7 protein-coding genes are annotated in these 13921 nt (G+C 49.4%); 5 read left to right on the forward strand and 2 right to left on the reverse strand.

The window, feature by feature from the left end; all coding sequences use genetic code 11:
* The 3 genes from JW814_00430 to JW814_00440 all read left to right on the forward strand — a co-directional run.
* Positions 1-284: YfiR family protein (locus JW814_00430; protein MBN2069892.1), on the forward strand; the 284-nt coding region annotated here is incomplete at its 5' end.
* A 51-nt stretch (positions 285-335) separates the two neighbouring features.
* A complete protein-coding gene (locus JW814_00435) occupies positions 336-2369 on the forward strand; it encodes a TonB-dependent receptor (protein MBN2069893.1) in 2034 nt (677 codons plus the stop codon).
* A 709-nt stretch (positions 2370-3078) separates the two neighbouring features.
* Positions 3079-3459: a hypothetical protein gene (locus JW814_00440; GenBank protein MBN2069894.1), complete on the forward strand. Its 381-nt coding sequence runs from the start codon at positions 3079-3081 to the stop codon at positions 3457-3459.
* A 57-nt stretch (positions 3460-3516) separates the two neighbouring features.
* Here JW814_00440 and JW814_00445 read toward each other — a convergent pair whose 3' ends face one another.
* Positions 3517-8448 carry a VCBS repeat-containing protein gene (locus tag JW814_00445; GenBank protein MBN2069895.1) on the reverse strand — a complete coding sequence of 1644 codons (4932 nt, stop codon included), beginning with the start codon at positions 8446-8448 and terminating at the stop codon, positions 3517-3519.
* Between the two features lie 60 nt (positions 8449-8508).
* On the reverse strand, positions 8509-10959 hold the full coding sequence (locus JW814_00450) for a T9SS type A sorting domain-containing protein (protein ID MBN2069896.1): 2451 nt from the start codon (positions 10957-10959) through the stop codon (positions 8509-8511).
* A gap of 287 nt (positions 10960-11246) precedes the next feature.
* Here JW814_00450 and JW814_00455 point away from each other — a divergent pair, with 287 nt between their 5' ends.
* Together JW814_00455 and JW814_00460 are read left to right on the forward strand one after the other, a co-directional pair.
* The gene (locus tag JW814_00455) at positions 11247-12167 is read left to right on the forward strand and encodes an alpha/beta fold hydrolase (GenBank protein MBN2069897.1); all 921 of its coding nucleotides are present in this window, start codon (positions 11247-11249) and stop codon (positions 12165-12167) included.
* 421 nt (positions 12168-12588) lie between these two features.
* Positions 12589-13845, forward strand: a complete 1257-nt coding sequence (locus JW814_00460; protein ID MBN2069898.1) for an NAD(P)/FAD-dependent oxidoreductase — start codon at positions 12589-12591, stop codon at positions 13843-13845.
* Positions 13846-13921: the final 76 nt, after the last annotated feature.

A 13921-nucleotide genomic window follows, 5' to 3' on the forward strand; every position in this document is an offset into this window, starting at 1 on the left:
ACCTGACGGCGAAGGACATAAACAATTCGATCGGCCAGACCCGAGTGGATGTCCTGTATGTATGCCCGCTGAAGAAAAATAGCGTCGAATCTATCCTCAAAATATCTCGTGATAAAAAAATATGCACCTACACCGGAGTTCCGGCATATGTCGTAGCGGGCCTGGTAGTGGGGTTTGATGATGAGGACGGTAAACCAAAAATTCTCATCAATCTGGAGGAAGCGAAGTTGCAGGGAGCTGACTTCAGTTCAAAGTTGTTAAGAATTTCGAGAATAATAAATTAGTTAATGGCAGGCATTGTTTGTCGTTTTCATTTAGTCTTTGGAGGGATTGTCATGAAAAAGCACATGAGTCTGGGTCGACTAGTGGCTGTGATGGCCGTTATGCTGCCGGTGGTTCTCGGCGCGAGCGTTGCATTAGCGGAGGATACTGAAGAGATAGTGGATATGTCGCTTGAGGAGTTGTTGAATATCAAAATATCCATCGCTTCACAGTCGGAAGAAACTATAACAGACAGCCCGGCGATCGTGTCCACAATCAATATGGAAGACATGAAAACATTCGGGGTGCGCACCCTGAAGGACGCTCTGGCCCACGTGCCGGGTATAGTGATTCAGGACGCTCCGGTAGGCACGATCTCCATCATGATCAGAGGGCTTTCGGAGACGTTCAACCAGAAGGTGTTCTTCCTGCTGGAGGGGGAGCCGTACTGGATGTCTTCGCACGGCGATATTCCCCTGTTGGGCATGCCGATTGAGATGATCGAGAAGATCGAGATCATCCGGGGGCCGGGGGCGGTCACTTACGGCACGAACGCTTCGGCCGGTGTGATAAATGTGATTTTGAAAAAGGATGTGGACCGGACGCAGGTAGCGATGACCGGCGGCAGCCACGGCCTGCTGAACGTAAGCGCCCGGCACTCGAGAAAGTTCGATGGCGGCCACTATTATCTCGGCGCGTCCAACCAGTCCATGTCGGACGGATATGATGCGAAGTATGATGAGACGGTGCTGGTATTTCCGTTCAGTGCGGGCCGCCAGGTGGCAGACGGTGACACCATAGCGTTCCCGACATCGGGTACCATTCAAAAAAGGGAAGAGTACTTTAATATCGTGGGCGGGCTGAATTATAAGGGTCTGAACGTGATGGGTCACTACTTCAAACAGACTGTCAACGGGCTTGGCGGCGCGCCGCTGATTTTCCAAAAAAATGATCTGACCTACCAGGGATTCCTGGCCCATCTGGATTACCGCCGGGATATATCCGGTTTTGAAACCAGGTTTTTCGCCAACTACAATCCGTTCTTTTTAGAGCTGGATATCGAAAATTTCCTGGGTTCCATGGGGGCAAACAATGTCGTTACTGCCGAGCGGGGGAAACAACAATACATCGGGCCTTTTTCCAACAATTACCGGGCCACGGCCGGAGCCAGCACGCGGTACAAATTCTCCGAGAACGGCAGCATGCTGCTCGGGCTGGAAAACGAAGTACGGAAAGCCGGGGAATACCAAAAAACGGATGCTGAGGACATCTTCGTCGCCCTTCAATCCGAGAATATTACGGTCAATGAATTTTCTTCGTTCCTGCAGCTGGACTGGAGGTTCGGCAAGCTGAGGACGGTGGCCGGCGGGAGATACGTGAACAATGAACTGGCCGGCTCCCACGTGTCGCCAAGGGCCTCTTTGATTTATGGAATAAACGAATTCAACTCAGTCAAGCTGTTATACTCCGAGGGATTCAACTCGCCGGTTATTTCTCAGCAAGAACTGCTGATTCCGTTTGTTATCGAAGGCAATAAGGACCTGAAGGCCGAGCTCATCCGTTCCATGGATTTGGCCTACACCCATGCGACGCAGAATCAGATTTTGATTCTAAGCGGCTATTTTATCAAAACTGTCGATGCCATTGACCGGGTGCAGGAGGCATCCGCCTCGCAGCCACAGTACCAAAACGTGGACGGGTACGAACGGTACGGAGCGGAGTTGGATTTTCAGCGGTCGTTCTTGAAAATGAAGGTCATGGCCAACCTGGCCTACAATGAGCAGGGAAATGAAGTGCTGCCGGACGATGTGCTGGCCGCGTTCGTGCCCAAATTGACCTTCAGCCTGGGCATCAGATACAACGTGTATCAGCACCACTACCTCGGCCTGTCGGAACGATTTATTAGCGAACGGGGTGAAGTGGATTACCTGAACGTGACCAACTTTAGCTACTGGCTGAACTACGACAAGCTGAATGTAAACTTCACTGTCGAAAATGTATTCGATGAAAACATTCAAAATCCGGACGTGAACTCGGGAAGAATTCCATCCATTCCAGGTGGTCCGGGCAGGAGCTTCTACGCCGGGGTGTCTTACAGTATTTTTTAGCCCCCAGATTCGGAACAGTATTAATATCTTTGTTTCTGAATGCTTCAAGGATTGCTTTCGCGTCGGTCCGGTCTGTTTTATTTTTTGGGACACATGGCCTGACTTCATGAGAGGGAAGAAGAAATACTTCATGTCCGAGTTCTATGAATTCTCTAGCCCAATAGTGAGCAGCCCTGCGGGCTTCGAATCACGAGACTGTCACAAAGAAGATGATCCTTTTAAGGTGATCTCAGTGTGGTAATAAACTCCGTTCGGTTCTGAAAACAATCTCCGGTTTGCCAACAACAAAGCCGACGATGTGACCGAAAAAAAACTGACTAAGGGTAATCCGACAATGGCTGCAAAGTTCGCTGAGCCAAGAACGATGTTTCTGAATGACACTCACACCAAGCCACACTGCCCCGACCCTATTGAGCCCCAGGGGGACCCCAGGCTTGTGGGGCGGTTAGATCTTTGGTTCTATTCTGAAAACGTAGAATTGGGATACGTGATGTTATGACTTCGAGGATAATATTGCTGAGGAGAATCCAAAACCCAGGACCCCACCACTTTTATTCAAATAAATCAAAGAGATACCGGGTTATCATACAGGAACTGGTCTCCGCCTGGCGAAGCGCAAAGGCGATCTACTGTTAGGTGAACCTTGTCTTCTTCATGGTAAAATCCTCCGTTCCCAAGGCGGTATTTTACCAGAATTTTAACATTTTGAGTGGATCAGTTTATTGGAGGGAGGTCATACGACGTATACAGGAGCACCGTCTCGGAACTCTCCTACTCCTGGGAATTCCGCGGTACCGTGGCAGCATATCAGCTGCAATCATATTCATTCACTGACTCGACTACGGCAGACGGGGATCTCATCGACCCCAACTATCATCATTACAGGATCGTGGCCAAATCCTCATCGGCTGACCTTTACTGGATCTCTCCGCCGGACAGTGGTTATTCGGAGGACAATATCTCTCCGCCATCACCGGTATCGCCCTGGGCCGCCCAGAACTATCCCAACCCGTTCAACCCTGTGACGACGATCCGATTGCTGAAAAAGCCGGGTCAGCTGATGATGATCCGGCTTTTCTCATCGGGATGATACCGGTTGGGGAATTGACTAGATGGTTTTTGGTTTCAGCTCCTTAAAAGGTACTAATTATCTCAACAATACCATCTTCTTCGTCTGCGCAAAATCGCCGGCAACGAGGCGGCAGAAATATATCCCGGAGGAGACTTGCCTGCCTTTATCGTTGTCGCCGTTCCAAGATATTTCATAACGATCTGGTTGCCTGTGGCTATCACATAATATTCTAACCAGAGACCCATTCACATCGTATATTCGCAGACTTACGTATTGGGGCTTTGCCACTTCGTATCTTATAACGGTCGATGGGTTAAATGGATTGGGATGATTCTGGCAGAGAGTCGTACGTGTCGGTGGCTTTGGCAACAAGTCATCGTTGTTTTCAATGAAATCTTCAGTGCCGACCAGAAGAATGAAGCGTGATTCACTCTCCTGATCGATAAATCTCCTGTTTCCCAGCAGGAACCTGTAGCAACAAATCTCATTTCCGATTTTGACCAGTCTATTGAGATCTTTATCGATAAGAAATACCTCAGTGTCTTCAGGCATGTCACCAGTTCCAAAGAAATTGAGAGATACCTCGTCACTTCCGGTTTCACCCTGGAAGTTCTTTGCCACGTCAAAATCCCATAGTTGTCCCCAGATTGTTTCTTCATCAAGGCCGATAAATTTATATTCTGATTTCATGGTCGAGTACTCTTCAGATCTGAACTCCTGATATCCTCTTCTTATATCGGAACTGTAATTTCCTTTGTGTGTTCGCCAGGAATTATGAGGAAAATACAGAGATATATTATTCCCGGGAGGCATTGGCGCGTCGGACCGGTCATGGGTATCCCATCCATCTGACGCTCCAGGATCAACACCGATATAGTTTTCCAGGTCCTTCGAATCTTGAGAGAGCGCCTGAATATTGATTATCCAGGATGAATCGTCGTCATCAGTGTTTGGATCAGGAAGATTGCTGGAGGTATTGGCTGATAATTCAGCAGGAACTTTCCGGGGCGGGACAAGAAGAACAATATCCTTATCCATCAGGTTCTTCACCCAAAACCCATTAAAAGGTTCAAGGATATCAACGTCGTAGTCATAACCTGTCCCAGGCACCCATTCTACAGGCGGTTCCACTGCGACCATTTCCGCCTCTGCCATCGAAAGAACGGTTCCGCCAATCGTGTCCACCATTATCGAATCCCAGGCGATATTAAAAGCGAAAGGATTACCTGTTAAATTATATCCGGTATTAAGTAGAATTGAAAAACTGCTGTCAGTCGGTGCCGACAGACCTTCAGCCGGGTCGGTATCGATCTGATGCGGTTCACGGGTTATGAACCAGTATCCTCTGCCCTGTTCAAACGAAAAGAGGATATCATTGGGTAGTTCGGAATATGTGTTATTGTTATTCTCATAAGCGTACAACCGCCATTGCGTGTTATCCGGGCCGCCGACATCATCTGTGATCACACCGGTAAGTGGTTGCTGGATCTCAAGGGGGAGGGAGAGCATGCGAAACTGTTCACCTTGATGCAGCAAAGGCTCGCGAAGCTCCGTCGTTGTTACTCTGATGCTTTTGGGGTTGATTTCCGGCGTGAGTGGAGGATCGCTCAGAGTCCGGGTAAAGGTCCGGACATTGACCCAATATTCAATTCCCCTCGGACCCGGCACGGTATCGGGAATAGTAGCGAATGGTAACTGCTCACCGACCTGGATTTCCACTTCCTGGTACTCTGTCTCTCCACCGGGGCGGTAATAAAGCGTTCCCTGCTCAAAAAACGTGCCTTCGGGAAGAGAGACCGATACTTTGATATCACGCCCTTGAAGAAAATCCGAATTCCGGTTCGGTCCCGGAACAGATGATATCTGATCAGGTTGCTGAACTGCCTGATGGAAGACGGAATCTGCCGGGGCTCCTCGAGGATCGAACGCGAAGACCCCGCTGTTTTCCACACGGATATAATAATCAAGACCTGCTTCCGTGACACCGTTCCCAGGTATCACCGCCATAAAATCACCTTCAGGGAGCAGCAAGATCGGGACACTGTCATTAAAAGCAACTCCGGAATCTGAAGGACGATAGAAGACGAACCCCTTCTCTATATTTACTTCCGGGCCAGGTATCATGTTTATCGTCAATGCCTCTCCGAGGGGTACGTCATTCATCGGATTCAATAATCTGGTTTGGAAATCAAGGCTCCGTATATCGGTCGTTACCTGGACGGAAACATTCGGCTTGAGCGGATCATTGCTGGTTATCTCGATCGCGCCGGATATATCAAGTTCCAGACGGGGTTCCACATATATCAACATGGTATCGTTTTGACCCGGCAGGAGATTGAACACGGCAGACTTGGAAAGACGCATTTCCGAAGAGGGCAGGTCGATATGATTGACTGAAAGCAGTTTGTTGCCCGAGTTGCCGATAACCAACTCGACTGAAGCAGTATCGCCCAGTGATATGGTCTCGAAGGAGAGTGAATCGGCCAAAGTCGAGATTTCAGGCCGGAAAGGTTCTATCGGTCCAACATCTATCAAATAAGAAGCAATATGCTGTATGATGCTCACGCGATTCGGTACAGAGATTGTCCGCAGGCGCAGGATGACGTCGCGGCTGTCAAACGGGACAAGAAAGGTATCCCAGATGAGCGAATCCTTCTTTCCGCCCGGGGATGTCCTGAAGGGTCCGACTTTCCCCGTTTGACCATTTATGGAGGAAGGATGCCACCCAGGTTCTCCCTCGAACTGATAATCCACTACGATCCAGATCGAATCGGATTCGACATCGATCGCATTAAAATGTATACGGCAGGAAACAGAATCAATATGTTCCACCGCAACAGACTTTAAGAAGGCGCCGTTGTTGGGAAGGTGATTGGTCGGAAAGAGCGGGTCACCTTTATAGACGGGAGCTCTTAAACCTGAATAGATAGTGTTACTGCCATTGTTTCCGCACACAATATCCAGGTCACCGTCTGAATCAATATCCTTCAGCGCAATATTATTTGTAAGATCATGCCGCAAAGAAGACCAGGCCGGTTCCGCCTGAAAGACTCCTCCAAAGTTCAGGTAGAGGTTGTTATATTCTTCAAAGTAATTGTTACCGCAGACGAGATCAAGGAACCCATCGTCGTTTATATCCCCCGGCGCTATGCTTTTTGTTTCGTTACTCGGTCCTGGAAACCAAACCGGTGTTGAATTCAAGACACCTCCGTTGTTCGGGTAGATTATATTATTCCCATCATTTCCACACACAAGATCCAGGTCTCCATCTGAATCTATATCAGACAGCACGACGCTGTTTGTCGGATTATACTCCCCCACCGAATACCATGCCGGCGTCGTTTGAAAAACACCCCCGTCATTCAGGTAAAGAGTGTTGGTCTCTTCGTCGTTTCCGCAGACCAGGTCGAGATCGCCATCACCATCGATATCGCCCAGAGCCACGCTGGTTGTCTTATTATCCGGACCCGAGACCCATATCGGTTCCTGTTGGAACATTCCTCCGTCATTCGGGTATAACGTATTGGTTTGATCATAGTTGCCGCAGACCAGGTCGAGATCGCCGTCTGAATCAATGTCTCCCAACGCGACGCTTCTTGTGTCATAAGCAGGTCCGGAAGACCAGATCGGTTCAAGTTGAAAAACGTTTCCGTTATTCAGGTATAGCGTATTGCTCGCACCGGATTCTCCGCAGACAAGATCAAGATCTCCATCCAGGTCTATGTCCCCCAGCGCGACGCTCGATGTATTATCGCCAAATCTTGAAGACCAGGCAGGCTCTGTCTGGATGACATTCCCATCGTTCAGGTAGAGCGTGTTATGTTCCTGACCATAGTTCCCGCACACCAGGTCGATGTCACCGTCCGAGTCTATATCCCCGATAGCCACGCTTCTTGTGTCATTGTTTGGTCCTGAAGACCAACCCGGGCTGGTCTGAAAAATGTTCCCATCGTTCAGGTAAAGGGTGTTGAAACCACCCCGGTCATTACCACAGACGAGATCCAGGTCACCATCACCATCTATATCCCCAAGGGCTACCCATTTTGTAATATCTTCCCACTGCGACGACCAGGCCCATTGAAAAACGCCCCCATCGTTCAGGTAAAGCTTGTTGCTGGAAGAACTTCCACTCACAAGATCCAGGTCACCATCGGAATCTATGTCCCCGAGGGCTACACTGTACACCTGGGCGGGGCCATTTTGCCAAATCGGCTCTACCTGAAATACTCCTTCATCGTTCAGGTAAAGAACACTATATTGAGAAACACCTACGGAGGAGTGGTTCCCACAAAGGAGATCCAGGTCACCATCACCATCCATATCCCCAAAGGCTACGCTTCTTGTCTCATTGCCGGGCCCTGAAGACCATATCGGTTCCTGCTGAAAGATCCCTCCATCATTGAGGTAGATTTTGTTACTGGCGAGGGTACCACAAGCTAGGTCCAGATCGCCGTCCGAGTCTATATCTCCGAGGGCCATGCTTGTTGTTTCTCCCGTAGACCATATCTGTCCAGTCTGAAAAACTCCATCAACGTTGAGGTAGAGCGCGTTGTCATAATATCCGTTACATACAAGATCCAGATCACCATCCGAGTCAACGTCTCCAAGGACTATACAGTCAGCATTACGCCCGGAAGACCATGCCCGCGGTGTTTGAAAAACTCCACCGGCATTCAGAAAAAGAACGATGTGACCATAATTGTCCCGAGTCACAAGGTCCAGGTCACCATCACCATTTATATCTCCAAGGGCCAGGCAGTATGAGTGAGTCGATTCCAGCGACAATGCCGGTTCCAGATGAAAAACTCCACCCTCGTTCAGGTAGAACCTGGTGTTAACCGAGTTGCCACAAGCGAGGTCAAGGTCGCCGTCTGAGTCTATGTCCCCGAGAGCGATGCTGTATGTCCAGTTAGCCAGTTCTGAGGACCAATCCGGATAATCGGGAAAATACGATTTCTGGCACAATGCCCGTTGTGAACAGATGGATGTCAGAACGGTGATCGCCAATATGAATCCAAGGGGTTTAAATTTTATTTTAATAAATGGCATAAAGTTATAATAATTCTTTTATCTGATCAAAACCATTTTTGTCACCGCGACATAATCCCCTGAAGTCATCCTGGCAAAGTATATACCGGAGGTTACGCGTATACCGCTACTGTTCTTTCCGTTCCATGTCGTCTTGAATTCGCCCGCCTGAAGGTACTTGTCAACAAGAGTCGCAACGCGGCGTCCGGCCACATCATATACGACAATCCGGACCAGAGTGGATCTCGGGATTGAGAATTTCAACGTGGTGGACGGGTTAAATGGATTTGGATAATTTGCTGACAGATAGTTCGAACAGGGAAGATGCGGGTCATCTCCCGCGTCAGTTGGATCACCGAGAAGATTGATCAGAACAGAGATGTTGCCAGATCCTCTGTTCGCCACGGCGAGGTCATTGTCCCCGTCTCCGTCGAGGTCGCTGCAGCAGATTGAATATCCATAATAACCAGAAGCATAATTTTCAGTCGGCATGAATGTTCCGTCACCGTTTCCAGAAAGAATTGAAACACCGCCAAATATTTCATAGTGTTCATTGATCGTGACCGCCGCCAGGTCTTTATATCCATCCCCATCGAGGTCACCGTAACAGATGCCATAACAAAGGTCTCTTATGTAATAATCTACAGGTGGAGCAAAAGTACAATCACCGTTGTTTAACAGGATCGAAACCTGCCAACCCGCCACTGCCAGATCATTGTCTCCGTCTCCATCAAAGTCACTGGTGTAGATTGACTGAATATCTCCATCTGCTTCAAAGATTACGGCAGGCGCGAAGGTGCCGTCGCCTTCTCCCGGGAGAATCGAGATTTGCCAGCCTGCCGACGCCAGATCCGCATGCCCGTCTCCATTCAGATCGCTGCAGCAGATTGAACTGGAACTATAACCGACACTATAGCTCAACGCACCGCTGAATGTACCGTCTCCTGCTCCCAGAAGAATTGAGATATTGTTAGGGGCATTTAACACCGCAAGATCCGTATGCCCGTCTTCGTCAAAGTCACCCACGGTAACAGACTTCGGAATGCCGCCCGTGGAATAGTTCACGGCAGACGCGAACGAACCGCCGCCTGATCCGATGAGAATTGAAAGATCAGATGACAGGTAGTTCGCCACTGCCAGATCCGTATCCCCGTCTTCGTCAAAGTCACCAAATGTGACAGACACCGGGCTATCGCCCGCATCATAGTTTACGGCAGATGCGAACGTACCATCTCCATTATTCAGAAGGACTGAAACATCATCGGAATAATAGTTCGCCACGGCCAGATCATTGTCCCCATCTCCGTCAAAGTCACTATCGCAGATTGAACTGGGACCGGCACCGGCACTATAGTCCGCAGAGGAGACAAAGGTGGCATCTCCATTATTCAGAAGAAGGGAGATGACCCTGGTGTATTTGTTCGCCACAGCCAGGTCTTTATCGTCGTCTCCGTCGAGATCAATGCTGCAGATGGAACTTGTATAATAACCAGTTCCAGGGAATACCGTTTCTTCCGCAAAAGTCCCATTTCCATTATTTAAAAAAATCGAAATATCACCTGGATCAAAATTCGTTACTGCCAGATCTTCGTCCCCATCTCCATCGAGATCACTGCTGCAGATAGAATATATTTCTCTAAAAGTATGATCCCCATAGCCTACAGAGGGCGCAAACGTGCCATTTCCGTTATTAAGAAGAATCGAAATGTATTCGTACTCGGAAGGTCCATTCCCAACTGCCAGGTCATTGTCTCCATCTCCATCCAGGTCGCTGACGCAAAGAGAACGAGGACGGCTATCAACAGCATAGGTCAGATCATTGGCAAAAGTCCCATCACCATTGTTTAAAAGAATTGAAACGTCGTTAGAGTAATGGTTGGCCAGCGCCAGGTCAATATCGCCATCTCCGTCGAGATCGCTGCCGCAGACTGATTGAGGTCCATCGCCGGTACTGTAGAAGACTTCAGGTGCAAACGTGCCTTCTCCGTTATTCATAAGGACTGAGACATCATCGGAATCATAATTAGCCACAGCCAGATCATTGTCCCCGTCACCATCCAGATCCGCGCTGCAGATCGACACAGGATTATCGCCAATGCCATAGGTCACGTCATCGGCAAAGGTGCCATCTCCGTTATTTAAAAGAATTGATACGTTGTCAGAGCCGCCGTTTGTCACGGCCAGATCATTGTCGCCGTCTCCATCGAAATCACCGCTGCAGATCGCTGTAGGGTTATTTCCGGTATCATAGTTTACGGCAGGCGCGAAAAGATATTCTCCATTAATAAGGACTGATATGTTGTCATAATCACCATTTGCCAAAGCGAGGTCTTCGTCCCCATCACCATCGAGATCACTGCTGCAGATGGCAACCGGGTCGCCACCGGAAAAAACCCTTGGCGTCGCGTAAAACGATGGTTCAAATGAAAACACGCTGCCAGCAGGGACTACGAGAGCGAATAGAATCATTATTAATGCAGTTCTTCTCATAAAACTTCTTTTAAAAAAAACCAATAATTCAGAAAAATACCCGAAGCGCATTCTACCATAAGTTCAGGTAATTTTCAATTTTCTTGAGTTACTTTTCGTTTTTCCCATTATTCAATTGTTCATCCGGAAGGTGACCTTGACCTCTTCTTTTTCCCTCCGACCCTGGACCAGGCTCAGCCTTAATACCAATATGTTCATAGATAGACCGTATTTCCTGAAACATATTCTTGTTGCTAATCGTAATCAGAATCACACAATGAAATCGTTGTTTCCGAAGGGGGCAGATAATGAGATCAGGAGAATCAGGAAAAGTGTTTTATGAGCAGGCTGGCGCCCTTGTAGCAATGACAACGATCTTTATCATGTCTGCATCGGTGCCGGGTCTTACAGCGATCATCCCCGCTGATGAAGGGCATGAAAGCGCTCTGACCGTAGTCGACACTCTTGTCTCTGTCGGAGGATTCCGGTTGAATTTCAGAATAATAGAGGGAGGAAGCCCGACCATCCTTCTCGAGGCGGGGGGTGGCATGGATCTTACCGAATGGGACGGGATCGCGCCGGAACTCGCTCGGAGGACTGGCGCTACGGTGATATGTTACGATCGTGCCGGGTTTGGTAAAAGTGACCTGCCGGAGATCCCGTGCGATATAAAGGTAGAGGCAGGATGGCTCTGGGAAGCCCTAGAACGCCTTGGGTACAAAGATGATATAATCCTGGCAGGTCATTCGTATGGTGGATGGATGATTCGGATCGAAGCGAGTGAGAACCCTGACGCCGTAATCGGGATTGTCTTCATTGATCCATTCTCGGCGGAATTTGTCGACATGTTCGGAGTGGAGTATCTGGACGAACATCCGATGTGCGGAAAGCTTCCCTTCGACACATCACAACCAGACAAGCTCACAAAGAATCAGCTTGCCCTGAGCCGCATGGTCAAGGGTGGACTGGCTCCCAAGATGAAGATCATGAAAAAAACCGTCGTTCCCAAAGGCATTCCGGTCTTTATCATCAAGAGCTTTCTCCAGACTCTTCCTGAAATAAAGGAACAGGAAGCCTGGGATCGGGCCCTCGACCAGATGGCCGCGTCTATAGAAGGTTCGGTAGTCCTCGTCGCCGAAGAAAGCAATCACATGATCCCTTTCTCGGAACCCGAACTGATCATAGAAACCATAATGAAAGCTGTTCATCTCTCCGGGTCCGGCAAATGACTTCATCAGAAGGCTGTTCCCGATCAGTAGTGTTTCCCCTTCAAGTCTCCTTTTACGGGTACGTTTCGCATTGGCAGCAGACCATTGCCAATTCGCGTGTCTTGCTGCCGAGAGATGTCGACGTGAATCGAACATTGAACATGGCAGACGCTTCTGGGTCCAGGTTGCAAGCACTGTTTCCCACGATCTCAGATTCGTCGGAAGTCTTCCGGAAGGTTCCGGACAAAGCCCCTACGCCGGTATTCTCGATGGCGAAGGCCAGATTTTACTCGTTTGATGTTGATCTCTGAAAACGATCACGGGTCGGTCAGATTGTCAAGATGCTGGATTTCCATTCTTTGATATGCTACTCACTGGATCATAGAACCATTTACTCGCCCGGAGATTCATATTATCCTTCAGTAATAGTGGAAAGGAAGAGATGGACTACGATATTGCAGTTATAGGTGGAGGAGCGGCCGGGATGCTCGCGGCCGGAAGGGCGGCGGAGAACGGTCTGAAGGTCCTTCTGCTCGAAAGGAACGATCGTCTCGGCAGGAAGCTGGCGATAACGGGGAAGGGAAGATGCAATCTTACCAACAGCGCCGAGACGGAGCGTTTCATCGAGAATTTCGGAAAGAAAGGAAAGTTCCTTTATGGAGCGATCACAAGGTTTTCCAGTGGCGATCTTGTGAGATTCTTCGCCAGGCTCGGCGTGGAAATGAAGGAGGAGAGAGGGGGAAGGATCTTCCCCGCCAGTGACAAGGCATCCACTGTCGTAAAAGCTCTCGAGAGGTATCTCAGATCAAACGGAGTCGAGATCGGGCTTTCATCGAGGGTGGAGAGGATAGTCGCGGGCGCGGAAAGCGGATCGGTCGAGGGAGTGATCCTGAAAAACGGCGGAAAGGTGATAAATACAGGTAAGGTGATCCTTGCCACGGGAGGCAAATCGTATCCCGCAACAGGGTCGACCGGCGACGGGTATACCATCGCAGCCCGCCTCGGTCACACGATTGTGGGGCCGAGACAGGGCCTTGTGCCTTTCGATACAGAGGATCGGTTCGTCCGCGATCTTCAGGGCCTTTCGCTGGATAATGTCGAAGTCACTGTCTTCACCGGAGGCAGGAAGACTGCTTCCGGTTTCGGAGATATGCTCTTCACTCATTTTGGAGTATCGGGTCCGCTCATCCTCACGATGAGCGGGCAGATAACAGACGATCTTGCCGCAGGCAAGACAGTCGAAATCTCGATCGATTTCAAACCGGCTTTGACCGGCGAGAAACTCGACAGGAGGCTGATCAGGGAATTTGCCGCTTCGGGAACGAAGTATTTCAGGACCGTGATGAAAAACCTTCTTCCAGGAAGATTGATACCTGTTTTCATAAAGATGAGCGGAATCGCGCCGGAAAAGAGATGCAACCAGATGACATCTGCAGAAAGAAACAGCCTTGCCGCTCTCCTTAAAGATTTCAGGCTTACCTTGAAACGCCCGAGGCCTTTTGAAGAAGCGATCATCACTCGCGGCGGGATAGATCTGAAAGAGATCGATCCCAGGACGATGAGATCGAAACTCATAAAGGGGCTCTATTTCTGCGGCGAAGTGATCGACATCGATGGCAACACGGGAGGGTACAATCTTCAGGCGGCCTTCTCTACCGCCTGGCTTGCCGCCGAGGCATGTTCGGACCATAAGTCATGATATGATCTTCACTGCGCCAGCCGAAGCCAGATTACGCGTCGAAGATGCGCAGTGAGAAGCGTGAGTCACTGCCGAG

It is taken from the genome of Candidatus Krumholzibacteriota bacterium (assembly GCA_016932415.1).
GTDB lineage: Bacteria > Krumholzibacteriota > Krumholzibacteriia > Krumholzibacteriales > Krumholzibacteriaceae > Krumholzibacterium.

Bases quoted from the DNA above. Each gene is read 5' to 3' on its own strand.
- JW814_00435 (MBN2069893.1), top strand. From the start codon at position 336: ATGAAAAAGCACATGAGTCTGGGTCGACTAGTGGCTGTGATGGCCGTT.
- JW814_00455 (MBN2069897.1), top strand. From the start codon at position 11,247: ATGAGATCAGGAGAATCAGGAAAAGTGTTTTATGAGCAGGCTGGCGCC.
- JW814_00460 (MBN2069898.1), top strand. From the start codon at position 12,589: ATGGACTACGATATTGCAGTTATAGGTGGAGGAGCGGCCGGGATGCTC.
- JW814_00450 (MBN2069896.1), bottom strand. From the start codon at position 10,959: ATGAGAAGAACTGCATTAATAATGATTCTATTCGCTCTCGTAGTCCCT.